This is a genomic window from Morganella psychrotolerans, from assembly GCF_965118875.1.
GTDB classification, from domain to species: Bacteria; Pseudomonadota; Gammaproteobacteria; order Enterobacterales; family Enterobacteriaceae; genus Morganella; species Morganella psychrotolerans_C.
Genome location: NZ_CBCPJD010000009.1, coordinates 127,118 through 149,730 on the forward strand (window position 1 = coordinate 127,118; position 22,613 = coordinate 149,730).

Sequence of the window (22,613 nt, forward strand, 5' to 3'; positions counted from 1 at the left end):
GAGGTTGTTATGAATGTAGCGATTAAAACCGCAATAGGTTTGCTCGGCACTCAGCAAAAACTTGCAGATGCTTGTGGCGTGACTCAGCAGGCGGTTTACAAGTGGTTAAAAAATAAATCCCGGGTATCCCCTGAGATTGTCCCTCTGATTGTGAAGTCAACGAATGGCATCGTTCGTGCCTGCGAAATCCGCCCTGATTTACCTGAGTTATTTGGGGAATGTCATGTATCCGAACCAAAACACACTGATGAGGTATCACCATGAGACCGTCTGATTTGTTACTGGATTTCGGGCACCCGGTTGCCTACTACCCTGGGTTGGTTAAATCTATGGGCAGTCCCCACGCGGTTATTTTTTTCAGCCAGATCTTTTACTGGCACGATAAGGCATTTTCAGATTTCGGGGTTCATAAAACCCGGGAAGAGATTGAGCAGGAAACGGGACTGAGTTTTGAACAACAGGCTACAGCCCGGAAGCAACTGGTATCCCGCGGGATTTTGATTGAAACAAACCGCCGTCTTGAGCACAAAATTTATTACCGTATTGACTGCGAAAAGCTGGATGAAATTATCACCGGAAACACACCTGCTTCGCGAAACCATGAAACCACTTTTCCCGAAACAGGGAAACCCGTTTTCGGGGAAGCGGGAAACCCTTCGTCGGGGAGTGGGGAAACCCCTCGTCGCGGATCGGCAGATCCCGATTTCGATCCTTCAGAGATTACTACAGAGAATACTACAGAGATTACTAATGGCCGCGAAAACGCGGGAAATAAAAAATCTCAGCCTGCACCAACAAAAAATAAAACAAAAAAACATGTCATGCCAGAGGATTTTTCTCCGACTGAAAAACATCGGGAATTAGCTCAGGAGACCGGGATGAATTTGCAGGATGAATTTCAGAAGTTCACCGACTACCACCTCAGCAAAGGGTCATTGTTTGCTGACTGGGGGCGGGCACTGAATACCTGGCTTCGCAACGCAAAGTCATTTCGTGGAGGGTATCAGCGTCAGCAGCCGCAAACGCGGGGAGGTATCTTCCAGTGCCCTGACGGAACAATCATTATCGACAGGTGATTACCATGAAATCCCGGATTAAGGCGTTGTTGATGTTTGGATATAACCACGGGCTGATCGGGGCTGACACAGTAAGTTTTTGGTTCAGGAAGTTGGATTTGAGGGCGGCATAGTGACACCTAACGAATTATCAGAAAAATTATGGGACAGTGCCGATCGGGTAGCGAAGTATCTGCTGCCGAACGGTCGCGTTGATGGTCACGAATGGGTTGCCGGAAACGTCGGTGGTGAATCCGGGAAAAGCCTGAAAATCAATCTGGCCGGCAAAAAAGTCTGGTCTGATTTTGCAACCGGTCAGACTGGTGATCTGCTGGATCTTTGGGTCGCGACCCGGAGTTGCTCATTGCACCAGGCGATGACTGAGGCGAAGGAGTTTATGGGTATCCGGGATGAGGATCACCACTTTGCGGCGAAACAGAAAAAAGCGTTTTCAAAACCAGACCGCAAAGCACTGAGTAAAAATCTGCGTAAACCGGATGGGTGCTACGCCTATCTGGAGGGCCGGGGTATTTCGCGTGAGGTTGCCGAGCTATTCAAGGTCAGTGACGCGGTGGTGTGGTCTCACGATGACAGCCGGGAACTTCCGGCGGTGGCATTTCCCTATGAGCGTGACGGTGAGTTGCTGCAGGTAAAGCGGATCGGCACAGAACGTCCGGGCGGGAAAAAAATAATCATGGCAGAAGCAGGGTGTGAGCCGTGTTTATTTGGCTGGCAGGCACTGAGCCATGATGCACGGGCTGTCATCATTTGTGAAGGTGAGATTGATTGCCTGAGTTACCGGCAGTATGGGTTATCGGCGCTGTCGGTCCCGTTCGGCGGCGGTAAAGGGGCGAAGCAGCAGTGGATTGAAACAGAGTTTCACAATCTGGATCGATTTACGGAGATCTGGCTGTCTCTCGATAACGATGACGTGGGGCGCGAAGCGGCAAAAGAAATAGCTTCCCGGCTGGGTGAGTACCGCTGCCGCATGGTTAACCTGCCGCACAAAGATGTCAACGAATGCCTTCAGGCCGGAGTGAGTCAGAAGGACATTGTGTCCTGCCTCGAAACGGCTGCCTATTTTGACCCGGAAGAGCTGTTTTGTGCCCGTGAGTTTTATCAGGACACCTGGGATGCTTTGTACGGAAAAGAGCAGTATTTATTCCGGACACCGTGGGAACCGATGAACTACAACTTTAGTTTCCGGGAATCGGAGCTGACTGTGCTTAACGGTGTGAACGGACACGGGAAAACAGAAATTGCCGGACACATTGTCTGTGAGGCTATGAGGCAGGGCGTAAGATCCTGTGTAGCTTCCCTGGAACTCAAACCCGGCATGCTGCTGAAGCGCCTGACGCGGCAGGTTACCTGCCAGGCAAAGCCACCTCAGATTGAGTTTGAGTCGTCCTTCAAATTTTATGATGATCGGCTATGGCTGTTTGGACTCACCGGAAATGCGAAAGGTGAGCGCTTGCTTGAAATCTTTTATTACGCCAACCGTCGGTACGGGATCAAGTTATTTATCGTAGACAGTCTGACTAAGGTTGTTTGCGGGGATGATGATTATAACGGGCAGAAAGCATTCATGGACGCTCTATGTGATTTTAAGAACAAAACAAACAGCCACGTAATTTTAGTCACGCACAGCCGGAAATCAGACAGTGAAGATAAGCCCACCGGAAAAATGGACGTGAAAGGGACAGGGGCGATTACTGACCTTGCTGACAACGTGATGATTATCTGGCGTAACAAGCGCCGGGAAAAGGCACTGGAAAAACAAAAATACCACAGCCAGCTGACCGACCAGGATCAGGAAGCTATCGAAAAGCCCGGGTCGATGTTATTGCTGGAAAAACAGCGGAACGGGGAAGGGTGGGAAGGTGGTACCGGATTATATCTTGATTCTGCTTCACATCAGTTTCTGACTAAAGAAGATGCTTCACCTTACAACTATTTCGCCAACATGCCGGCTTCAGATTATGACGAGGTGTGGAAAATGCAGAATGTAACTGAATACTGAGGATAAAAAATGAAACTCGAAAGCGCATTAAAACAATTTCATCCGAAATCACCGACATTCAGCGACAGCTCAAACTCTACGGCACCGGACAGACTGAAAGGCATGGATTCAGCCGCGGCAATGGGGATGGCGTCACAAAAGGCGGCGTTCGGGATGCATGCGTTCTTTGGTAAAAATGATGTCAGCGCGGAAGACGATAATATCACTGTCAAAATGCTGACTCTGTATGCAATGAAAACAGCCCCGAAGTTGGTGGTTAAAGCTGCCGGCAATCGTCTGGCTCAGTGTATGGATAAACTTGCAACGGCTGCCTTTGCCGATTATGCCCGTTCAGCTGGTTCGGCCTGTGAGTGTCAGGACTGTGGCGGAAAGGGATTGATTTATAGCCGGAAAGATGTAGTGAAACATCCGGGCATCATCAACATGGAAGGTATAGAGATTGTTGAGCCGATTATCCGTAATGAACTGGTAGGCGAGCTGTGCATGACCTGTAACGGGAAAGGACAATTAACCTACCGGTGTCAGTGCAGAGGCCGGGGTAAAGTTCCCGATGAAGAGCAGACGTTGTTACAAGGCGTTCCGGTTATTAAAAATTGCCCGCGTTGTTCCGGAAGGGGTTACCGGCGGGTGCCATCGTCTGTGGCATACAATGCAATTAAGCACCTGGTTCCTGATTTGACTCAATCCAGCTGGTCACGAAACTGGAAACCATTTTACGAGGAGTTAACAGGAAAGTGTTATATTGAGGAGAATAAAGCAGAGATATTTTTCAATAAAGTCACTCGCTAATTATTGAATGAATTGTACCGGTTTAATGCACTTAACCGGTATTGATATTAATTAACTTAAATGAAATAATTATGCATAACTGTGAGGTGGCTAGCTGTGAAGAAAATTAAACTCTTATTATGTGTATTGATTGGCATTGGCGGAACCCTGGCTTATCAGTGGGTTTTCCCGCCATTTGGTAATCCGTACTATTTTTTATCCCCGAAAATAACTATCGGCGAACCTATCGATATTCCTATCAAGCTCTATGAGAAGGGTTATGAAGTTGATTTTGTGTTTTGGAATACACCATTACCCGAAGGAAGAATGTTTTTTATAACGCCTTTGCAGTCACCATCCCCTCATGTTATCTTGAAGCTAAGTAAAAACAAAGACGTTACTGATACTGATATTTTTTATCCATCTGATTTATTTGCAAAGAATGGTATTCTTGGTGACATTAACAACGAACCAATATTCAATGTTGAATTGTATAGAATAAATTCTGATTTAACAGAGAGCATGATATCAAGCAGAATAATAACCAAGAATTCACCTGGTGGGGTAGATTCACTATCTCCATTGACTAGTAACAAGTCTGATTATGGTCAATATCGTATAAAAGTTAAAGTTATGGGAGACTGGCCGCAATTAAAAATTGACGGATTAAGTTATTTTGTTTCTATTAGCACCTATTTCAATAAATAAAAATCATGGAACCAAAAAATAAAACTGAAGATTTACTTGTATACATAGCAAATCAGGATGACACAAAGATAGAGCATAAAAAAATACTGATTGAGCACAGTGCTTATCCAAGTAAAAGAAACAACGCTACCGTGGGTGCTTGTCAAACCTGCTTTCCACCAGATGCGAGGACAGAATTTGTTGAGCATATCCTGCGTTCGTTGGGGACACGATATACGGTGACAATCTATATTGCTTACCCAGGAACACCGCTAAATGATAATGATGGTGAGCCATATATAAAAAATGGTAAACGAGTTGTTTCAGTTGCTGGGCATATGTGGTTTCATGTTCATGAACTAGAGCCAATATCAAAGAAAATAAATTCAGATAAAAGTAAAGCATTCGGCTTTATGCCTAAAACGTCATTACCATTCGGTGATGGAATGGTTATTAATAAAGACACTATCCATTATGAAAACCCTCATTACCGGAGAATTATTGAAATCAGCGAGGAACAGCATCAACAGTTATTAAATTACGGAAAATCAGCACAAGAAGGAACCAACCCGGATTTTAGTTTGCTCTATGTCGGCTCATCGAATAGCTGTATTGATTTCACCTGGAAATCACTTCGCAGCGCATCATTGCTTCCTGATCCGATTGAGTGCGGTATGTTTGATTTACGGCGCGAACATTGTGATCCCCGCGTGGTGATTGACCATAAGAGAAAAGGCACATTTGAGGGGATGATGCTTGTGGGGAATAACATTATTCATGTGAGGTCTATAAAAGATCCCTATCCTCACAGTGAACTAAATATGGAAATTATTAATGACCTGCCATCTGACAGTATATTACGAGGATCAGACCCAAAATCAGAACCATTAAAAGAGAAGAAAGAAGTTAAAGTTATTGATACACCGCCCAGCCCAAATTATGGTGCCGACCAGTTTTTTGGGGATTGGAATAAATATAGTTAGTTCCCAGGGGGATATGACACGCTTGTTGGATGTTTAATTTATAGCTGTGCATTTATACATGTTAGTTGCTTTTTGCATAAATCCGTTATATCATCTCTAAATAGTGGGCATCTTACGGTTAGCGCACTACGAAAATCCTAAGCCTCGCGATCGCGGGGTTTTTTTATACCTGAAATTTAAAGGTGAGAAATCCCACCTTTAACTATTCTCATGCTGTGAAATGGGCGGCTGGTGGGTGTTGATAGCACCTTCCCAGCCATTCACCCGTTCTTGACGATCACGGATAAACCAAGGCCCACTGCTTATGTCGACAAAGCGGAGTAAGCCTACCAAAAAAGGTTCTCCTGATCTATGAAAAACCCTGTTAATTTAAACAGTATAAATTTAGTCAATGATGACTCTCTCTGCTACATAAAGACACTTCCAGACAATTGCATTGACCTAATAGCAACTGACCCGCCTTATTTCCAAGTTAAAAGCTGTAGCTGGGATAATCAGTGGGAAAATGTCGGCGCATATTTATCATGGCTGGATGAAATGCTGGTGGAGTTCTGGCGGGTATTGAAGCCGAACGGCAGTCTGTATTTATTTTGCGGATCGCGGTTAGCGTCAGATACTGAATTATTAGTGCGGGCGCGGTTTGATGTCCTGAGCCACATTATATGGGCGAAACCATCAGGACCGTGGCGTAGACAGAATAAAGAAAGCCTGCGTAGCTACTTCCCGTCAACAGAACGGATCTTGTTTGCCGGGCACTACCAGGGGCCGGTCATGGGTAAAGGCAGTGAATATCATCAGCGGCGGGAAGAATTGAAGAAAAACGTATTTACCCCGCTGATTGAGTATTTTAAGCAGGCACGTGATGCGCTGGGTATTACAGCAAAAGATATTCAGCAGGCGACCGGTAAGCAGATGTCCTCTCATTGGTTTGGGTATAGTCAGTGGCAATTACCGAATGAGGCTGATTACCTGAAACTGCAGGTACTGTTTCAACGTGTAGCGGCAGATCATCAACGAAATAACCCGCTAAGCCGTGAACACGGTGACCTGGTCAGTGAGCAATACGCTCTCCGGCGTGAATATCACGAATTATCAGATCAGTATCAGCTGCTGCGTCGTTACTTTGCGGTATCGGTCGATGTGCCTTATACGGATGTGTGGACGTTTCCACCGGTTCAGTATTATCCCGGAAAGCATCCGTGTGAAAAGCCATCCGCAATGATGGAGCACATTATAAAAGCCAGCAGCCGTGAAAGTGATCTGGTCGCTGATTTCTTTATGGGGTCAGGCGCAACACTGAAAGCCGCGCTGAAGCACAACCGGCGCGTTCTGGGTGTGGAAATGGAAACGGAACGGTTTGAGCAGACTAAGAAAGAGATAATGTATTGATATCATTTAATTCCCGCACAGCTCCGGAGTAGCCCCTGTCATTGGTCATTGATTCAGTGACTAACGAACATCATCGATAACATATTGATTTAATTACCGGAGGTCACAGTGACCTCCCGTGATACGGGAAAATCTCGTATGTATGTAACACATTGATATTGTTCCGATGCCGGAATTCCGATAGCGAGGTAATGATGCATGACGAATTTGAAGGATTCTAAATATCCGACCAGAGCCGATGCAGCCAAAGCACCGCCTTATACTGAGCGCGATAGGTTATCGGAAGAAGAACGGGCAGAGCGAAGCCGGAAGTTTAATGCCGCATTGCTGTTTGGTAATGGATATTTTGAGCTTTAATTCCAACCTGTAACGATAGCTTACAGGTTCAACTCTCCGGAATTTCCGGATAGTTCGATTTGCTTATTTGGTACCCTCACCGATGAGGGCACCATCCCCACCATATCGAGAACATCCTCGTAATGGTTCCAATACGCCGCCACAGAATCCTGAACAAACAAACGTAACCATCGCAGAGATACTGTGCGCGGCACCCTATTAACTGAATCCTCCACAACAGGGGGCGAGTATGAATCATATGAATAAAACCCCTGAATTTTGGGAGCAGGTACTCAGCTACCTTTCTCAATATAAAGACCAAGGCGTATTTGCTGCTCTCGCTGGTTTGGTTGCCGGCTTGCGTGGGATGTACAACGGCGGCGGATGGAAGAAGACACTGCTGGACGCCGTTCTGTGTGCAGTCCTCGGTTGGTTTGCTAAAGACCTGCTGGCATTTATGGGTCTGAATCAGGATCTGGCCTATATCACCAGCGTCATGATTGGCTACTGGGGCGTAGAGAAGGTAAGCGGCATGATTAAAGGTAAAGCGGGAGTGAATAATGAGTAAACCAGCACGCGGCGAACGCAACAATAATCCGGGTAATATCGACTACAATCCACGTAATCCGTGGCAAGGACAGTTGCCGCATGACCCAAAAATCGAATCCCGATTCTGCCGGTTCCAATCACCTGAGTATGGCATCCGGGCAATCTATAAATTGCTTCAGACATATCAGACAAAATACGGTCTGAGTTCAGTCAAAGCCATCATCAACAAATACGCACCACCGAATGAAAACAACACCGGCGGTTACATCAACCGCGCTGCTGCTGATATCGGTATCGGCATTAATGACCACCTGAACACCAAAGACAAAAAGACCGGCATTGCGCTGGCGACTGCGATTGTCGGCGTTGAGCTGGGATATCAACCGTATGGTGCAGATGTGTTTGAAAAGGCGTGGGGATTGCTTTAACCCGTTAACTGAATACAGCTTACAGCCCTGACATCGTGCAGGGCTTTCTTTTTTTCGGCGCACTGACATGCGCGAAATTCATCCGAGTGCTTATAGAAATAGAGCCTGAGAAACATCGCTAAAGGTGGCGACCTCTCTCGGGGCGGTATTTCTATGTCAGCAGGTTCTATCTCTATAGGAAATACGTTTATGAAACATTTAATTAAAAAATCAGGCAATCAGCCCGTGGTAAACACAGATGTTATCGCAAGTGAATTCGGGCGTGATCACTTTCGTGTAATGAACAGCATCGAATCACTGATAGCGTCTCAGCATTTAGGAGTCTCCGATTTCAGAGCCTCCTCTTATATCACTAAGCAGAAAAAGGAACTGCCGTGTTATGAGCTGACTGAACGTGGATTTTTGATTGCCATGCCGTTTATCGGCGGCGAAAAAGCAAAGGACGGTCAGGTTCGCCTGGTCGACAGCTTCATCCGGTTCCGCGAGAAAGCGAAAAAAGAAGAGGAAATCCGGCGTCAGCGTGATGTTGCCAGAATGGAATACCGCCCGATGTCTGATGCGCTGAAAGTAAGCCGTGAGCAGGAAGGGAAAGAAACGGAGTATTTTCATTACAGTACCGAAGCCGACATGATAAACGGTATTGTTCTGGGTAAAAAATCAGCCAAATTTAAAAAAGAAAATGATATCGGGAAAGATGAGGCTATCCGTGATTATTTAACCCGGTGGCAGATCAAAGCTATTACTGAGTTGCAGCGGGCGAATACGGTATTTATCTCTATGGGGTGGGATTATCACCAGAGAAAGGATTCGTTGCAGGGTATCTATAATAAAAACTACCACAAACCGCTGATGGAAGAACAGGCGAGGTTAAATGAATGATGACCACGCTAACTAAAGCATTAGTCGGTATCTGCGGTGTGCTGCTCATCGGCTTGTTGTTTACCCTGCATCTTTACGGCGGGCTGAAAGATAATTATCAGCTGCTGTTCACACAGTTCAGTGAGCAGGTCGCCATCAACAAAGATTACAAGTCCCGCATTCAGTCATTTCACGAACTCGACACTATGTACACGCAGGAGTTAACCAATGCAAAAACTGAGATTGATAGCCTGCGTGATGCTGTTAAGTCTGGCAATAAGCGCGTGTACGTCCGCGCCGAGTGTCCAAAGACCGGAACCGATACCGCCACCGGCATGGATGATGGCAGACCCGCCACCTTGGCGAGAGACGCTGAACCGGATTATTTTCATCTCCGCAAGCAGCTTGAAACTTTGGAAAAGCAATACCTTGGTTTGAGGGATTACGTGAGAGCCGAGTTCCCAGCTAAATAGCGGGCAATACGGGAAATTGAACAACAACGCCTCGCTAAATAGCGGGGCGTTTTACCATCAGAGGAACAAAAACTATGTTTGAACATGAATTAGGTCAGATTGTACAGGTCACTATCAGTGGTGAAGAAGGTCACATCAAAGCCCGTGCTGAATATCGCAATGGGCCGAATCAATACTTCATTCACTATTTAACCGCTGATGGTCGTGGTGTTGATGGCTGGTTTGAAGAGGGTGAGCTGACAGGAAAGCCAGCAGTAATGGTCATGAAGTCAGAGCACTGATTATTTTTACATACGGGATTTTCTCGTATCTTATGCGTGCGTTGTCGCAGTCTCTCTGTGTTAACCATGACCCGTCTATCTTATGCGGCGAGTGCACAGTGAGAATCAAAAACAACGAATCCAGCATTTATCATGTGCGTAGACAGGAACGTCAACTGTCGGAGAGTCAGGCGTGACAGCCGGAGAGACGGCGATATTCCAATCATCATTTACGAGTGGTGAGTGGAATGTAAATTCAGGGGTATCCATGGCTAATCTTACAGACCTAACCAACCAACTCCGAACTCTGCGAAAGCAAATACCATTCGCGACAGCCCAGGCAATGACCTCAGTCGTCAGGAAGATTGAGGGCGCACAGAAAGTGGCAATACAGCGGCATCTGGATAACCCGACACCGTTTACTGTCGGTGGTGTGAGAAGTAAGGGTGCCAGAAAGGCTGATTTAGCCGCTAAAGTATTTATTCTGCCGACTGCCGCCGGTTACCTTGAGCCATTTGAAACGGGCGGGGTGCATAAACTCAATGGGGCGGCGCTTCTGAACCCGAAAAGCATCAGACTCAATAAGTACGGGAACTTACCGCGTAACAAGCTAAGCAGCCTTAAGAATAAAGAAAACGTATTTATTGGTGAGCTATCCACTCGTTACGGCAAAGGTGTCAACGGTGTGTGGGAGCGAAAGAAAGCTAAAAAAGTCAAGAAGAACCGGAAACGACTAAAGCGGTCACCAAACGGAACGCGGCGTGAACGAATGCCATCCAGACCGCCGAAACTGTTAATCCGGTTCGGTGATGCCCTGCCTGTTGAGCCGGTACTGGGATATCAGGACAGAGCAATGAAGATGACACAGGCGCTATTGCCGCAGGAGATTAACCGGGCGATAGAAGAGGCGATACGGACGGCGAGGTGAGCAATGAAAGTAACAGTAGAGCATAACGGTGTAACCATCTGGTACCGCGACAGTGAAAGCGGTGAAGGTGTGGCATCCCGTGGATATCTGACAGATGGTACTCAGCAGAAGATTGTCACAGCACTGATTGATGCGCTGACAAAGGCTAATGGTGAAATGTCATTATCACAGCCATTGCAGCAGGTCAGCTTGACCGCCTCAGATGAACAACTGAAAGAGATAGCTGAAGAACTACGGACGTTTCGGGCATCTATGCCAGTGTTGTACTTTCCACAGGATACTATCGTAGATAGTCCGAAAATCAAGATAACAACACAGCAGGTATCGTCAGAAAAAACAGCGGGTACCAGCATCAACTGTTTAGAGGTGATGCAATTGGAAATCGAATCTGCGCTGAAATATATTAAATCAGAGCAGTGCAAGAACCCCAACGAGTTGGCAGTTTGCATTACTCAGTCACTGATGGATTACTGCCTGGCTAAGGTTGGTGAGCTGCCGGAAAATAATAAAAAACGTATTGCTTGTCAACGGAATAAGTGGTGGCGCTGCCCCTAGAATTTTTTGGGTCCTTCCCCGCACTTTTGTATGTCACGGGCATTGCGCGCCGCGTTCTGCGTCTAGCTGTGAAATTTTGATTTTGTGTCCCATGTCCCATGACGGCGGTCAGGTGTTTTTATTTCTGATTCAGTCGGTTACATAAAAAATCGCTGAGTTTTGTGTCCCATGAAATGTGGGACATGTCCCACGCAATGTCCCATATGTCCCGATGTCCCACGTCAGCAGGAAAATGTCCCATGACCACGATGAATATTTCCGACTATGCGAATCATGCCGGGGTGAACCGGAAGACGATCACCCGCTGGATGCAGAGCGGAAAATACATCGTGAAAGTTGGTGATGATATCGATGTGGAAGCCAGCGACAAGAACCTGAAAAAGTATCGGGACAGTCAGGATCTGCGCACTAAGAATGCGGCGAAAAAAACTGAGGCTCCGGAAAAGAAACCTGCCAAAGATAAAGGCAACTTTCAGCAGCGCGCCGAATCCGTATATGCCGGACTGGTTTCCGGTGATGAACAGGTTCGCGACCTTGAAGAATCCCGCGCCATCAAAGAACACTATTTTGCGGAGCTGGCCCGGCTGGAGTATGAAGAGAAATCCGGTCTGGTGCTGCCGTGGCAGGACATGATCGATAAAATCGGTGAAGAGTACCACGCCATGCGGACCCGGCTGATTGCGATAGCACCGGAGCACGGTCCCCGCCTGCGGTCGCTGGCACTTACCTCCTCAGATGCTGAGTTTGTGGCAGCGGTGCAGGACATTATTCATGAGGCGATGGAGGAATTAAGCCTTGATCACAGTGAACAGGGGGGATAATGCATGGCAGCAATTCACCCGCGCACTGGGTCATAAACGCGCTGTTATCAGACCTCCGGAAGCCTTATCGCTGAGCGAATGGGCAAACAAATACGCAGTGTTGTCGAAAGAGAATGCCGCACAGACCGGGCGATTCCGGTCATTCAAATATCAGGACGGCATGATGGATGCCATTACTGACCCTGCGGTAACAAAGGTGTCGGTGATGAAATCTGCCCGTGTCGGCTATACAAAGATTCTTGACCACGTTGTCGGCTATTACCTTGCACATGACCCGTCCCCGATACTTGTCGTGCAACCGCGTGTGGATGATGCTGAGGACTACAGTAAAGGTGAAATAGCCCCGATGCTGCGTGATACCCCTGTACTGAAAGCTATTGCCGGAGAGGCAAAAGCCAAAGACAGCGGGCAGACCATACTTAAAAAGCAATTCTCCAACGGCTCTAATTTAACGCTGGTGGGTGCGAACTCGCCCGCCGGCTTTCGTCGTATCACCTGCCGGATCATCCTGTTTGATGAAGTGGACGGTTTTCCGTCCGGCGGTGCCGGTTCAGAGGGAGATCAGATTGCACTGGGTATCAAGCGCTCAGAGACATTCTGGAACCGTAAAATTGTACTGGGGTCAACGCCGACGGTGAAAAATGTCAGTCGTATCGAAAAATCATTCAATGACAGCGACCAGCGTCATTACTGGGTGCCGTGTCCTCACTGCGGTGAATTTCAGATCCTAGAATGGGGCGGACCCGATACCCCTTACGGCATGAAATGGGATAAAGACAAAGACGGCAACGGTCTGCCGGAGACCACGTATTACGTCTGCCGTCATAACGGTTGTGTTATTCACGACAGCGATAAATCTATGATGATAAAAAAAGGTGAGTGGCGGACTGATCGTCCGTTTACCGGTCATGCCGGGTTTCATATCTGGGCGGCATACAGTCTGTTCCCGAATGCGGCATGGCCTAATCTTGTGGCTGAGTGGCTGGAAGTGAAAGACGACCCGTTAAGACGGCAGACTTTTATCAACCTGGTACTCGGTGAGCCGTATGAAGACCGGGGCGAAAAAGCCCTGAGCGAACAGAAATTACTGGAGCGGTGTGAGGTATGGGCGGCTGAAGTACCGGACGGTGTCACGCTTCTGACTGCCGGTATCGATACTCAGGATGATCGCTTTGAAATTGAAGTTGTCGGCTGGGGGCGCAGTGAAGAGAGCTGGTCAGTTTCGCATGATGTGATTGAAGGGGATCTGGAAACTGATGAGCCGTGGGAGCGTCTCGATGCCTACCTGAAACAAGTCTGGCGGCGGGCGGATGGTCACGGCTTCGTCATCATGGCGGCCTGCATGGACTCCGGCGGTCACCATACTCAAAACGTGTACAACTTTTGTAAAGCGCGGCTCGGTCGCCAGATATGGGCGATCAAGGGTGAGTCGGCGCGGGGTGGCAAACGCTCTCCGATATGGCCGACAAAGCGGATCACCTCCCGTTCAAAAACCGGGTTTAAGCCGGTGATTATCGGCGTGAATGCGGCAAAAGATGCCGTGCGCGGTCGCTTACACCTGGAGCCTCCGGAAGCCGGTGAGCCATCCCCGGCGTATATGCATTTCCCGGCAGATCGTGATTTACAGTATTTCGGGCAGATGCTGGCGGAGCGGTCGGTTGTTAAAACGGCGGGCGGTCAGCGATACCGCGTGTGGGAACAAATCCCCGGACGGGCAAACGAAGCCCTGGACTGTCGTGTATACAGCTATGCCGCGCTGTGCGGTCTGATGTATATGGGGCTGAAACTCAATGCCCTGGCTGACAATATTGCCGGTAATCCGGCACGTCTTATTGCGCCGCCGGCAGAGCCTCAGACCAAAACCAATCTGCGATTTCCCGGGGCAATTATCCCGGAACCAACCGAAGAGAAACCCAGGCGGAAGCGTATGTCTCAGCTTTTGCCATAAGGAGTGTCAATGTCACAGGTTACCACGCTGCTTACAGGTATGAGCCCGGAGCAGTTAAAACAGGCACTTAATCAGGCACAGCAGGCGTATATCGATTTATCCACCGGAGCCAAAGGGGTGTCATTTTCTTATACGCAGGGTGACGGAACGCGCTCGGTGTCTTATCAGCAGACCAGCCTCGGTGATTTACTGGCGCTGATCCAGACGATACAGGCCATGCTCGGGATCTCCCGGAGACGACCGATAAGGGTGAGATACTGATGACTGTACAAATCTTAGGGGCGGACGGTCGTCCGCTGCCGCCGTCAGCACCGAAAATGAGATACGGGGCATTGTCCGGCAGCAGCCGGGTGCCGTATGACGCAGCGGACTCGTTCAGTGATCAGATGGCAAACTGGCAGCCCGCGCTGTGGTCACCGGATAACGAGATTAACATCTACCGGGATCGCATCGTGTCACGCATGCGTGATCTGGCACGTAATGACGGGTGGGCCGCCGGTGCCATTACCCGCGTACTGGATAACGCCGTGGGCGCCTGTTACCGCCCGGTGTTCAAGCCGGATTACCGGATGCTGCAGTTACTGACCGGTAATAAATCATTTGATGCCACCTGGGCGGCAGAGTACAGCCGGTTTATTACCGCACACTGGCGCTCATGGGCGAATGACAAAGGTCGCTATTGTGATGCGGAGCGAAAGCAGACCGTATCACAGATGCTGCGCCTCGGGTTTCGTCACAAGTTATTAGACGGTGACGCGCTGGCCGTTCTGCAATACCGGACAGACCGCCTCGGACACGGGAAAGCCCGTTATGCGACAACTGTCCAGATTATCGATCCCGACCGTCTCAGCAACCCGCAGCAAAATTTCGATATGCCGAACATACGCGGCGGTGTGGAGATTGATCATGACGGTGCGCCGGTTGCTTACCACATCCGGGAAGCACACATGGGCGACTGGTGGGCAGGTAAAAAGACCATGACATGGCAACGTGTGCCCCGGGAAACCTCATGGGGGCGCTCTGTCGTGGTGCATGATTTTGATATGGAGCGCGGGGCACAGCACAGGGGGATCGGCATTCTGGCTCCCATCGTTCAGAAGCTGAAAATGCTGATTAAATACGATGAATCGGAGCTGGAGGCGGCGATCTTAAATGCTGTTTTCGGGGCGTATATCGAATCACCTTATGATTCCAATATGGTGGCTTCCGCGCTCGGGGACAGCAACGGCGGTGGTTTTAATGACGGCGAGGAACTGAGCGCCTATCAGACACAGCGTAGTGAATATTATCAGGACAAACGCCTGGATCTTCAGAATGGCGCGCGCATACCGCACCTCTTCCCGAATGAAAAAATTGTCACCCTTGACGCTGCGCGGCCGACCAGTAATTTCGCCGGATTTGAAAGCGCGGTCCTGCGAAATGTGTCATCCGCTACCGGACTATCCGCTCAGCAAATCACTCAGGACTGGTCAGATGTTAACTACTCGTCTGCCCGTGCTGCGATGCTGGAGGCGTGGAAAACCCTGACCCGCCGCCGTGATGAATTCTCAAGTGGATTCGCTCAGCCAATCGCTGTGGCATTTTCGGAAGAGATCCATGATGTTGAGGATGTCCCTTTGCCAGCGGGTGCGCCTGATTTTGCAGAGGCATCAGCAGCCTATTGTCGCGCCAGATGGATGGGACCGGGGCGTGGGTGGGTAGATCCGGTCGCAGAGAAAAAAGGCGCCATCCTCAGTATGGAGGCGGGTTTATCCACACTGGAAATGGAGACGGCTGAAAATCTGGGTGAAGACTGGGAAGAATTGGTAGACCAGCGTAATTATGAACTTCAGCGGTTTAAAGAACTCGGCTTACCGCCGCCAAGTTGGGCACTGGCAGATGCCTTTGCACCAAATCCGGAAAACAAACAGGAGGCGAAGTGAATTTACCCCACCTGGCACAGAAGCTGTTTAATACGCCTCTTGCCATACACCCGCAAAAAGCGGAAGTGATTGTGTCCTCTCTGACAGAACGGCTCGGTATTACGCAGATCCGCAGCACAATGATGGAAGGCGATGACGAATATTTCAGCCGCAAAGCCCGTGAGGACAGCGGTTATGACGTACTGGAAGGTATCGCGCTTATCCCGGTTTACGGCACCCTGGTTCAGAAACTCGGAACGTTGCGTCCGTACAGCGGCATGACCGGCTATGACGGTATCCGCCGGGTCTTTCTGACTGCGATGAATGACCCGGAGGTGAAAGGCATCTGTCTGGATATTGACTCTCCCGGCGGCGAAGTGGCTGGCTGTTTCGACCTGGTTGATTTGATTTATGCCGAACGCGGCAAAAAGCCGGTTCACGCCATCCTCTCTGAAAATGCCTATTCAGCGGCTTACGCCCTTGCCAGTGCCGCAGACAAAATATACGTCCCGCGCACCGGCGGTGTCGGCTCGGTCGGGGTGATCGTCATTCACTGTGACTGGTCACAGCACATCAAAGAAGAGGGGTTGAAGGTATCCATTATTACCTACGGGAACCGCAAAGCGGAAAGCAACCCGTATGTGTCGCTGAGTGACGAGGCAAAAGCCGCTATTCAGCACGATGTCGATGAAATGGGGCGTCTGTTTGTGAGCACTGTTTCCCGTAACCGCGGATTGTCTGAGACGGTTGTCCGCAATACACAGGCTGCCTGTTACTTGGCAGTCGAGGGCGTACAGATGGGATTGGCTGATGTGGTTGCCAGTCCTGATGTCGCATTTCAGGAACTAATGAAAGAATCCGGAGTAATTTGATATGGCAGATAATAAGTTTACCTTTGCACACCTTATCGGGCTGGGTAAAAAAGCCAAAGCCTCAGAAGATGAAGACGACAAAGCTCGTAAAGCCAAAGGCCGCAAAGCGGAAGAGGACGAACGCGAAGAAGATGCGGAAGACGATGAGTCCGACGCAGAAGACCAGGACGACGAAAAAGAAAACGGTAAAAAAGGCAAGAAAGCCAAAAAAGCCAAAGGTGATGATGAAGATCCTGACGCCGAAGAGGAAGACGCGGAAGGTGACGACGAAGACGCTGAAGATGATGACGACAACAAAGACGTGAAAAAAGGTCGTCGCGCAGAGCAGAAACGCTGCGCCCGTATCTTCGGCAGCAAAGCCGCCGCCGGTCGTCCGGATATGGCAGCACATCTGGCATTCAACACCCGCATGTCGTCATCCGAAGCTGTCAGCACACTGAAAGCAATGGGTGCGGTACAGCCCGCCACGCAGCGCGCATCACTCGACAGCCGTATGCGTGCAGAGCAACAGGTGCGGATTAATCCCGATGCTCAGGCTCCGGTACGCGGTTCAGCGGATGCATTGGTTCAGCAAATGACCACTCTTTATAACACCAATAAGGGAGCGAAATAATGGAACAGTTTTCACAAAACCCGTTTCAGCCAGGCGCACGTCAGGCGGTATTCAATCCGGATCAGCTTATTTCCGGTCCGTTGCAGGTTGTCACTGACACCGGCATTATCGCCAAAGCCGGCATTCTGAAGCGTGGCACGATTCTCGGTAAGGTCAAGGCCTCCGGCGAATACGTGCTGAGTAAGAAAGCCGCGGAAGACGGCAGTGAAATCCCGTGCGCTATTCTGGTGGATGATGTTGATACCACGGAAGACAGCGTGTCCGGTGGTGTTTATCTGATGGGCGAGTTTAACCAAAACCGCATTATCTTTGATGCCGCCTGGACTGCGGCAGAACTGAAAGATGCACTGCGCCCGTTCTCTGTTTTTCTGCGCGACAGTGTAACAGCCTGATCCCCTCCCTTTAATACAGACGTCCTGATGTCAGCAATGGCAGGCATTTTGACGTCTTTTATACGAGAAAAAGTATGAATATTTTCGACACTAACGTATTAATCCAGGTTGTCCCGAATCTGATGACCAGTCAGAACTGGCTGCTGGATAAGTTTTTCCCGAACATCGTGGAATCCGATACTGAAGAAGTTTCCATTGATGTGGATGTCGGTCTGCGCCGCCTGGCACCGTTTGTTTCTCCGCTGGTGGAAGGCAAGTTGGTTGAATCCCGCAAGTTCCAGACAAACAGCTTTAAACCGGCTTACATCAAAGATAAGCGCGCGCCGGATCTGCGCAAGCCCATCCGCCGTCAGATTGGTGAGCGTATCGGTGGGCAGTACACCGCTGCTGAGCGTGAAATGCTGAATGTACAGCTTGAACTGGCAGATCAGATTGACATGATTAACCGTCGCCTGGAATGGATGGCATCCAGCGCACTCCAGACCGGCACGGTAACCGTAACCGGTGACGGGTACGAAACTCAGGTAGTGGATTTTGGTCGCTCAGCGAACCTGACTATCGCTCTGAGCGGCGCTGATAAGTGGCCGGTAAAAGTGAATATCGGTGAAACCAACACCAAACCGACTGACGATATCGAAGACTGGGCGCAGGCCATGCTGAAAGAATCCGGGGCGGTGGCGACAGATATCGTGTTCACCACCAAATCGTGGAAAGCTTTCCGTCTGGACACATCAATTAAAGACAGCGCCATTGTATTCCCCGCGCTTTCTCCGTTTGGTAACCAGATTAACCCGGGTACTCAGGTTCAGAAAGGCGCTGTGTATAAAGGCCGCTGGGGTAACTATGACCTGTGGGTGTACAACGACTGGTTTATCGATCCGCTCGACGGAAAAGAAAAACCAATGATCACGGATGGCTCAGTGATTATGTCCGGTGCTGACCTGATGGGAACCCGTGCATTCGGCGCAATTATTGACCCGGCATTCAACTATGGCCCGATGGCATACGCGCCAAAGTCATGGCTGGAGCATGACCCGGCACAGCGCATGCTGATGATGCAGTCTGCACCGCTGGTTATTCCGAGCCGCGTTAACGCATCATTGTGTGCCGTTGTGGTTTAACAGGGGGATTTGATGGCGAATAAAAAAAATACGCCGGAGAAACCACAGGAACCGGGCGGCCTGCCGCCCGAACTGATGGTACCCGATCAGGTTAATCCGGCGTTACTGCAGGACGTTACCGGTGATAATCAGGGTAATGAAACCACATCAGCACAGAATACCGGCATCAAATCCGGCGGTGGGGCGTCTGTTTTTGATCCTGAATCCGACACGAGACAGGATCAGGACTCAGCCGGTATCTATGTCGTTATTAAAGGCCGCTGTGTTCAGCATAACGGCGTTATGTACCACGAAAACCAGCAGATTACACCGGATGAAGACGACGCAGCCCGCCTGCTGAGTCTCGGGGTGATCATGACGCTGGAGGCTGTGCAGGCAAAATTAGCGAAAGCCAATCCGCCCGGCACGGTAACCATCAATGGGCGTTGACTGGGATAAGCACCTGCTGAACCCGCTGCATAACGTATTCGCTGAAAAAGCCCGGTGGGAGCCGGGTAAAAGTGCCAACGGTACTGAGCCTTATGATATCGACGGCATTTTTGACCGCGCTTATTTTCAGAATTACGAAAGCACGGACGACGAAAGCGGCATAAATACCACAAAACCTATCCTCGGTGTGCGCGATGTGATTTTTAAAGCATCGCCGCAGAAAGGGGATCGGGTATTTATTTACAGCGTCGGCACCCTGTTTGTAGTGTATGACGTGCAGCCGGACAGTCACGGTGGAACCCACCTGCTTCTGAATAAGGTGAAATAATGAACGCAGCCAGAGTCCGTGAACTGGTTGTCGCCGCCCTGAAGGGGAAAACTAACGCAGAAGACCGCGTGTATTCCCCGCAGGACTGGCCGACAACGGGCGCGGAATACCCCTGCATTATCGTGCAGACACCCTTTGACCACAAAAAATCCCTCGGGCGCAACGTACCGCAGTTCAATACCGTTACCACGGTGCGCGTTACCGGTCGCCTGGAGGAATTTGACGGTGAGGATTTGGACGGTGCCATAAAAGCTGAACTCGCGCTGGAATCCCTGCGTGAACAGATTGAACGGGCGGTGATCAACAGTTATGAATTAACCCGGCAAATCCAGCAATTTCCGGAAGTCCGTTCTCAGATAGTCATCAGCGCTGCCGGTGAAGGTCACATGGCGCAGTTGCTGATGGACATCGATATCGAATACTACCAGGGACCGGAAGAATTTTACCCGGTTGACGGGGATCCGCTCACTGGTATCGACATCAACATTCAGCAGCCGGACGGCTCACCAGAACATCACGTCAGTATTGACCTGCCTTAATCAGGAGCAACCATGCTTGTAAAACCCGTAACAGGCCGCAGCGTCCGCTGTCCGGTCAAAGGGGAGTTTTTGCCTGAATCCGGGCAGGACGTACCCGATAACGTATTCTGGCGCGCACGCTTACAACAAGGCGATGTCGTGCCGGTTAATCCTCAGAAAGCGAAGGAGCAAAAAGCATGACAGTGCCATTTGCCAAAATTCCTAATAACCTGCGTACCCCGTTGTTTTTCGTTGAGTTCGATAACTCGATGGCAAACACTGCCACCGCCACGCAGCGCACCCTGTTAATCGGACAGATGCTGGATGGTTCAGCAGGTGAGGACAGTATCCCTGAGCGTATCAGCTCGGGAACACAGGCCGCCGAGCGTTTCGGGCGTGGCTCTGTGCTTCACACGGAAGCCGAAGCCTATTTTCGCAACGATACTGCCGGTGAAGTGTGGGCGATACCGCTGAGCGATACCAAAACACAGACAGCAGCAACGGGCAGCCTGAAAATCACCAGTGCCGCCAATAACACCGGGGTTATTTCCCTGTATATCGCCGGTATCCGGGTGCAACTCGCCGTTGTGGCCACGGACGATATCAATGTGATTGCCGCCGGATTGGCAACGGTCATTAACCGCAATGCAGATTTACCTGTCACCGCTGTCGCAGAGACTGACACCGTCACCCTGACCGCCAAAAACAAAGGCGCACACGGTAACGGGATTGATATCCGCCTGAACTATCGCGGGCAGATGGGCGGGGAAAGCACACCGTCCGGCTTTGAAATGACCATCACGGCAATGACCGGCGGTAACGGTGCGCCGGATCTGCTCACCGGTCTGGCAAATCTGAAAGACCGGTCCTTTGATTTTATCGTCAACCCGTACACCGATACTGCAGCGCTCGATGCAGTCAAAGACTTTTTGTCGGACAACGGCGGTCGCTGGGCGTGGGATCAGCAGTTATATGGTCATAGCTACGGTGCCATTTCCGGCACTTATGGTCAGTTGGCTGATTTCGGTGAAAAACGTAATGACCAGCATGCCTCCCTGCTCGGTGTCACGGAATCCCCGTCTCCGGTATATCAGTGGAGCGCGGCGTATGTCGGTGCGATTGCGCAGAGCCTGCGTAATGACCCGGGCAGACCACTACAGACTCTGACGGTCAGCGGTGTACTGCCGCCGGACAACACCAAACAGTTAACCCTGACTGAGCGTAATAACCTGCTGTACAGCGGGATTTCCACGTTCACAGTGGATGATGACGGCACTGTCCGTATCGAAAACATCATCACCACCTACCAGAAAAATGCATACGGCGACAATGACGACAGTTATTTACAGGTCGAAACTCTGTATCTGCTGATGTTTGTTTCCCGCTACCTGCGCACTCAGGTGACCAGTAAATTCGGTCGTATGAAACTGGCAGCTGACGGCACCCGTTTTGCGCCGGGTGCGGCGATTGTCACCCCGAACATCATCCGCGCAGAACTGATCGCACAGTATGGTTTTCTGGAATTTAACGGGCATGTGCAGGATGCGAAAGGCTTCGCCAAAGGGCTGAAAGTCGAGCGTAATAGCCAGAACCCGAACCGTGTCGATGTTCTCTGGACCGGTACTCTCATCAATCAGCTGCGTGTGTTTGCGCTGCTTAATCAGTTTCGCCTGATGCCGGGCAACTAAGGAAAAATCTATGGGCGATACATCAAACCGCCTGGCGGGAACGGCCCATGTCTCCGTCAACGGTATGTCAATTATGGTGGCGGCTGATTTTACCTACAGCCCGTCAAAAGTGACCCGCGAAACCCTGACCGGGATGGATTCGGTGCACGGCTATAAAGAAAAGCCGTCACCCGGCTTTATTTCGATGAGTGTCCGCGATTCCGGCGGTACTACGGTCGCTGATTTTAACGACATGACCAATGTCAACGTGGTGGCAGAGCTGGCGAACGGTAAAACTATCATTGGTGAAGGGCTTTGGGTGGTTCAGACCCAGGAAGTAAAAAGTGAAGATGCCGTATTTGACGTGCGCTTCGAAGGCAGAACGGTAACGGAGAACTGATCGTGGAAACAACTAAAACCATTATTTTGAGTAAAGCACTGGAATCCAATGACGGTAATACCCGTTATGAGGAAATTAACCTGCGTGAGCCGTGTCTGTTTGAAGTGGAACAGTTTTATAACGAGATGGATAAAACGATTGGCTCTCTTCCGGCTATGCGTCTGCTGATTGTGCTGGTCAGCGGGGTACCGGATCAGGTAGTTAAGAGAATGGCAATTTCTGACTTTGTGGAATGCCGTGATTTCCTGATGAGTTTTTTGACTTTAACGCCTGGCAAAAATATCAACAAATAGGTGCAGATTTAACGTACTTTT

Annotated in this window: 30 protein-coding genes; all 30 read left to right on the forward strand. The window is 49.8% G+C overall.

Annotated features, from left to right (window positions below):
* Window positions 1-9 precede the first annotated feature (9 nt).
* Window positions 10-264, forward strand: coding sequence for a transcriptional regulator (locus ACMHKJ_RS10730; RefSeq protein ID WP_413493812.1), 255 nt, complete (start codon window positions 10-12; stop codon window positions 262-264).
* Complete coding sequence (locus ACMHKJ_RS10735; RefSeq protein WP_413493814.1) at window positions 261-1,076, forward strand: DNA-binding protein; 816 nt, start codon at window positions 261-263, stop codon at window positions 1,074-1,076. Before ACMHKJ_RS10730 ends, ACMHKJ_RS10735 begins: the two co-directional genes overlap by 4 nt.
* 112 nt (window positions 1,077-1,188) lie before the next feature.
* Window positions 1,189-3,075: a toprim domain-containing protein gene (locus ACMHKJ_RS10740; RefSeq protein WP_413493816.1), complete on the forward strand. Its 1,887-nt coding sequence runs from the start codon at window positions 1,189-1,191 to the stop codon at window positions 3,073-3,075.
* A gap of 9 nt (window positions 3,076-3,084) precedes the next feature.
* A complete protein-coding gene (locus tag ACMHKJ_RS10745; protein ID WP_413493817.1) occupies window positions 3,085-3,864 on the forward strand; it encodes an antitermination protein Q in 780 nt (259 codons plus the stop codon).
* A 96-nt stretch (window positions 3,865-3,960) separates the two neighbouring features.
* Entirely contained in the window at window positions 3,961-4,551 is a 591-nt protein-coding gene (locus ACMHKJ_RS10750) for a hypothetical protein (protein ID WP_413493819.1), read from the forward strand.
* 5 nt (window positions 4,552-4,556) lie between these two features.
* Window positions 4,557-5,513, forward strand: coding sequence for a hypothetical protein (locus tag ACMHKJ_RS10755; protein WP_413493821.1), 957 nt, complete (start codon window positions 4,557-4,559; stop codon window positions 5,511-5,513).
* A 351-nt stretch (window positions 5,514-5,864) separates the two neighbouring features.
* Window positions 5,865-6,902, forward strand: coding sequence for a DNA-methyltransferase (locus ACMHKJ_RS10760; RefSeq protein ID WP_413493823.1), 1,038 nt, complete (start codon window positions 5,865-5,867; stop codon window positions 6,900-6,902).
* A gap of 198 nt (window positions 6,903-7,100) precedes the next feature.
* On the forward strand, window positions 7,101-7,259 hold the full coding sequence (locus ACMHKJ_RS10765; protein WP_413493825.1) for a hypothetical protein: 159 nt from the start codon (window positions 7,101-7,103) through the stop codon (window positions 7,257-7,259).
* A gap of 229 nt (window positions 7,260-7,488) precedes the next feature.
* On the forward strand, window positions 7,489-7,806 hold the full coding sequence (locus ACMHKJ_RS10770) for a phage holin, lambda family (RefSeq protein WP_413493827.1): 318 nt from the start codon (window positions 7,489-7,491) through the stop codon (window positions 7,804-7,806).
* On the forward strand, window positions 7,799-8,215 hold the full coding sequence (locus ACMHKJ_RS10775; protein ID WP_413493828.1) for a structural protein: 417 nt from the start codon (window positions 7,799-7,801) through the stop codon (window positions 8,213-8,215). The genes ACMHKJ_RS10770 and ACMHKJ_RS10775 overlap by 8 nt, the downstream gene beginning before the upstream one ends.
* A 189-nt stretch (window positions 8,216-8,404) precedes the next feature.
* The gene (locus tag ACMHKJ_RS10780; protein ID WP_413493829.1) at window positions 8,405-9,094 is read left to right on the forward strand and encodes a Rha family transcriptional regulator; all 690 of its coding nucleotides are present in this window, start codon (window positions 8,405-8,407) and stop codon (window positions 9,092-9,094) included.
* Window positions 9,091-9,546 carry a lysis protein gene (locus ACMHKJ_RS10785; protein ID WP_413493831.1) on the forward strand — a complete coding sequence of 152 codons (456 nt, stop codon included), beginning with the start codon at window positions 9,091-9,093 and terminating at the stop codon, window positions 9,544-9,546. Before ACMHKJ_RS10780 ends, ACMHKJ_RS10785 begins: the two co-directional genes overlap by 4 nt.
* 74 nt (window positions 9,547-9,620) lie before the next feature.
* Window positions 9,621-9,827, forward strand: a complete 207-nt coding sequence (locus ACMHKJ_RS10790; protein WP_413493833.1) for a hypothetical protein — start codon at window positions 9,621-9,623, stop codon at window positions 9,825-9,827.
* A gap of 247 nt (window positions 9,828-10,074) precedes the next feature.
* Window positions 10,075-10,734 (forward strand): hypothetical protein, encoded by a 660-nt coding sequence (locus tag ACMHKJ_RS10795; protein WP_413493835.1) that lies wholly within the window; start codon window positions 10,075-10,077, stop codon window positions 10,732-10,734.
* A gap of 3 nt (window positions 10,735-10,737) precedes the next feature.
* Window positions 10,738-11,289 carry a hypothetical protein gene (locus tag ACMHKJ_RS10800; RefSeq protein ID WP_413493836.1) on the forward strand — a complete coding sequence of 184 codons (552 nt, stop codon included), beginning with the start codon at window positions 10,738-10,740 and terminating at the stop codon, window positions 11,287-11,289.
* A 239-nt stretch (window positions 11,290-11,528) separates the two neighbouring features.
* Window positions 11,529-12,110 (forward strand): RNA polymerase subunit sigma-70, encoded by a 582-nt coding sequence (locus ACMHKJ_RS10805; protein ID WP_413493838.1) that lies wholly within the window; start codon window positions 11,529-11,531, stop codon window positions 12,108-12,110.
* Window positions 12,085-14,058: a phage terminase large subunit family protein gene (locus ACMHKJ_RS10810; RefSeq protein ID WP_413493840.1), complete on the forward strand. Its 1,974-nt coding sequence runs from the start codon at window positions 12,085-12,087 to the stop codon at window positions 14,056-14,058. The genes ACMHKJ_RS10805 and ACMHKJ_RS10810 overlap by 26 nt, the downstream gene beginning before the upstream one ends.
* Window positions 14,059-14,067: 9 nt before the next feature.
* The gene (gpW, locus tag ACMHKJ_RS10815; RefSeq protein ID WP_413493842.1) at window positions 14,068-14,319 is read left to right on the forward strand and encodes a gpW family head-tail joining protein; all 252 of its coding nucleotides are present in this window, start codon (window positions 14,068-14,070) and stop codon (window positions 14,317-14,319) included.
* Window positions 14,319-15,980, forward strand: a complete 1,662-nt coding sequence (locus ACMHKJ_RS10820) for a phage portal protein (RefSeq protein ID WP_413493844.1) — start codon at window positions 14,319-14,321, stop codon at window positions 15,978-15,980. The genes gpW and ACMHKJ_RS10820 overlap by 1 nt, the downstream gene beginning before the upstream one ends.
* Window positions 15,977-16,831 (forward strand): S49 family peptidase, encoded by an 855-nt coding sequence (locus tag ACMHKJ_RS10825; RefSeq protein WP_413493846.1) that lies wholly within the window; start codon window positions 15,977-15,979, stop codon window positions 16,829-16,831. The genes ACMHKJ_RS10820 and ACMHKJ_RS10825 overlap by 4 nt, the downstream gene beginning before the upstream one ends.
* Before the next feature lies 1 nt (window position 16,832).
* Window positions 16,833-17,444, forward strand: a complete 612-nt coding sequence (locus tag ACMHKJ_RS10830; RefSeq protein ID WP_413493847.1) for a hypothetical protein — start codon at window positions 16,833-16,835, stop codon at window positions 17,442-17,444.
* Window positions 17,444-17,836, forward strand: coding sequence for a head decoration protein (locus ACMHKJ_RS10835; RefSeq protein ID WP_413493848.1), 393 nt, complete (start codon window positions 17,444-17,446; stop codon window positions 17,834-17,836). Before ACMHKJ_RS10830 ends, ACMHKJ_RS10835 begins: the two co-directional genes overlap by 1 nt.
* A gap of 74 nt (window positions 17,837-17,910) precedes the next feature.
* Window positions 17,911-18,957, forward strand: a complete 1,047-nt coding sequence (locus tag ACMHKJ_RS10840) for a major capsid protein (protein WP_413493850.1) — start codon at window positions 17,911-17,913, stop codon at window positions 18,955-18,957.
* 12 nt (window positions 18,958-18,969) lie between these two features.
* The gene (locus tag ACMHKJ_RS10845; protein WP_413493852.1) at window positions 18,970-19,386 is read left to right on the forward strand and encodes a hypothetical protein; all 417 of its coding nucleotides are present in this window, start codon (window positions 18,970-18,972) and stop codon (window positions 19,384-19,386) included.
* Window positions 19,376-19,714 carry a head-tail joining protein gene (locus tag ACMHKJ_RS10850; RefSeq protein WP_413493853.1) on the forward strand — a complete coding sequence of 113 codons (339 nt, stop codon included), beginning with the start codon at window positions 19,376-19,378 and terminating at the stop codon, window positions 19,712-19,714. Before ACMHKJ_RS10845 ends, ACMHKJ_RS10850 begins: the two co-directional genes overlap by 11 nt.
* Window positions 19,714-20,253 (forward strand): ATP-binding protein, encoded by a 540-nt coding sequence (locus tag ACMHKJ_RS10855; protein ID WP_413493855.1) that lies wholly within the window; start codon window positions 19,714-19,716, stop codon window positions 20,251-20,253. The genes ACMHKJ_RS10850 and ACMHKJ_RS10855 overlap by 1 nt, the downstream gene beginning before the upstream one ends.
* A gap of 12 nt (window positions 20,254-20,265) precedes the next feature.
* A complete protein-coding gene (locus ACMHKJ_RS10860; RefSeq protein ID WP_413493857.1) occupies window positions 20,266-20,433 on the forward strand; it encodes a DUF2635 domain-containing protein in 168 nt (55 codons plus the stop codon).
* A complete protein-coding gene (locus tag ACMHKJ_RS10865) occupies window positions 20,430-21,920 on the forward strand; it encodes a phage tail sheath subtilisin-like domain-containing protein (RefSeq protein WP_413493859.1) in 1,491 nt (496 codons plus the stop codon). Before ACMHKJ_RS10860 ends, ACMHKJ_RS10865 begins: the two co-directional genes overlap by 4 nt.
* Before the next feature lie 10 nt (window positions 21,921-21,930).
* On the forward strand, window positions 21,931-22,299 hold the full coding sequence (locus ACMHKJ_RS10870; RefSeq protein ID WP_413493861.1) for a phage tail tube protein: 369 nt from the start codon (window positions 21,931-21,933) through the stop codon (window positions 22,297-22,299).
* A 2-nt stretch (window positions 22,300-22,301) separates the two neighbouring features.
* On the forward strand, window positions 22,302-22,592 hold the full coding sequence (locus tag ACMHKJ_RS10875) for a phage tail assembly protein (RefSeq protein WP_413493863.1): 291 nt from the start codon (window positions 22,302-22,304) through the stop codon (window positions 22,590-22,592).
* The last annotated feature ends 21 nt before the right edge of the window (window positions 22,593-22,613 follow it).

What these genes read in the sequence shown, in the direction of transcription:
- ACMHKJ_RS10805 (WP_413493838.1), top strand. Translation starts at nt 11,529, where the DNA reads ATGACCACGATGAATATTTCCGACTATGCGAATCATGCCGGGGTGAAC.
- ACMHKJ_RS10770 (WP_413493827.1), top strand. Translation starts at nt 7,489, where the DNA reads ATGAATCATATGAATAAAACCCCTGAATTTTGGGAGCAGGTACTCAGC.
- ACMHKJ_RS10840 (WP_413493850.1), top strand. Translation starts at nt 17,911, where the DNA reads ATGAATATTTTCGACACTAACGTATTAATCCAGGTTGTCCCGAATCTG.
- ACMHKJ_RS10845 (WP_413493852.1), top strand. Translation starts at nt 18,970, where the DNA reads ATGGCGAATAAAAAAAATACGCCGGAGAAACCACAGGAACCGGGCGGC.
- ACMHKJ_RS10850 (WP_413493853.1), top strand. Translation starts at nt 19,376, where the DNA reads ATGGGCGTTGACTGGGATAAGCACCTGCTGAACCCGCTGCATAACGTA.
- ACMHKJ_RS10755 (WP_413493821.1), top strand. Translation starts at nt 4,557, where the DNA reads ATGGAACCAAAAAATAAAACTGAAGATTTACTTGTATACATAGCAAAT.
- ACMHKJ_RS10760 (WP_413493823.1), top strand. Translation starts at nt 5,865, where the DNA reads ATGAAAAACCCTGTTAATTTAAACAGTATAAATTTAGTCAATGATGAC.
- ACMHKJ_RS10735 (WP_413493814.1), top strand. Translation starts at nt 261, where the DNA reads ATGAGACCGTCTGATTTGTTACTGGATTTCGGGCACCCGGTTGCCTAC.
- ACMHKJ_RS10865 (WP_413493859.1), top strand. Translation starts at nt 20,430, where the DNA reads ATGACAGTGCCATTTGCCAAAATTCCTAATAACCTGCGTACCCCGTTG.
- ACMHKJ_RS10795 (WP_413493835.1), top strand. Translation starts at nt 10,075, where the DNA reads ATGGCTAATCTTACAGACCTAACCAACCAACTCCGAACTCTGCGAAAG.
- ACMHKJ_RS10765 (WP_413493825.1), top strand. Translation starts at nt 7,101, where the DNA reads ATGACGAATTTGAAGGATTCTAAATATCCGACCAGAGCCGATGCAGCC.
- ACMHKJ_RS10780 (WP_413493829.1), top strand. Translation starts at nt 8,405, where the DNA reads ATGAAACATTTAATTAAAAAATCAGGCAATCAGCCCGTGGTAAACACA.
- ACMHKJ_RS10855 (WP_413493855.1), top strand. Translation starts at nt 19,714, where the DNA reads ATGAACGCAGCCAGAGTCCGTGAACTGGTTGTCGCCGCCCTGAAGGGG.
- ACMHKJ_RS10790 (WP_413493833.1), top strand. Translation starts at nt 9,621, where the DNA reads ATGTTTGAACATGAATTAGGTCAGATTGTACAGGTCACTATCAGTGGT.
- ACMHKJ_RS10820 (WP_413493844.1), top strand. Translation starts at nt 14,319, where the DNA reads ATGACTGTACAAATCTTAGGGGCGGACGGTCGTCCGCTGCCGCCGTCA.
- gpW (WP_413493842.1), top strand. Translation starts at nt 14,068, where the DNA reads ATGTCACAGGTTACCACGCTGCTTACAGGTATGAGCCCGGAGCAGTTA.
- ACMHKJ_RS10730 (WP_413493812.1), top strand. Translation starts at nt 10, where the DNA reads ATGAATGTAGCGATTAAAACCGCAATAGGTTTGCTCGGCACTCAGCAA.
- ACMHKJ_RS10800 (WP_413493836.1), top strand. Translation starts at nt 10,738, where the DNA reads ATGAAAGTAACAGTAGAGCATAACGGTGTAACCATCTGGTACCGCGAC.
- ACMHKJ_RS10785 (WP_413493831.1), top strand. Translation starts at nt 9,091, where the DNA reads ATGATGACCACGCTAACTAAAGCATTAGTCGGTATCTGCGGTGTGCTG.
- ACMHKJ_RS10775 (WP_413493828.1), top strand. Translation starts at nt 7,799, where the DNA reads ATGAGTAAACCAGCACGCGGCGAACGCAACAATAATCCGGGTAATATC.
- ACMHKJ_RS10860 (WP_413493857.1), top strand. Translation starts at nt 20,266, where the DNA reads ATGCTTGTAAAACCCGTAACAGGCCGCAGCGTCCGCTGTCCGGTCAAA.
- ACMHKJ_RS10835 (WP_413493848.1), top strand. Translation starts at nt 17,444, where the DNA reads ATGGAACAGTTTTCACAAAACCCGTTTCAGCCAGGCGCACGTCAGGCG.
- ACMHKJ_RS10870 (WP_413493861.1), top strand. Translation starts at nt 21,931, where the DNA reads ATGGGCGATACATCAAACCGCCTGGCGGGAACGGCCCATGTCTCCGTC.
- ACMHKJ_RS10745 (WP_413493817.1), top strand. Translation starts at nt 3,085, where the DNA reads ATGAAACTCGAAAGCGCATTAAAACAATTTCATCCGAAATCACCGACA.
- ACMHKJ_RS10830 (WP_413493847.1), top strand. Translation starts at nt 16,833, where the DNA reads ATGGCAGATAATAAGTTTACCTTTGCACACCTTATCGGGCTGGGTAAA.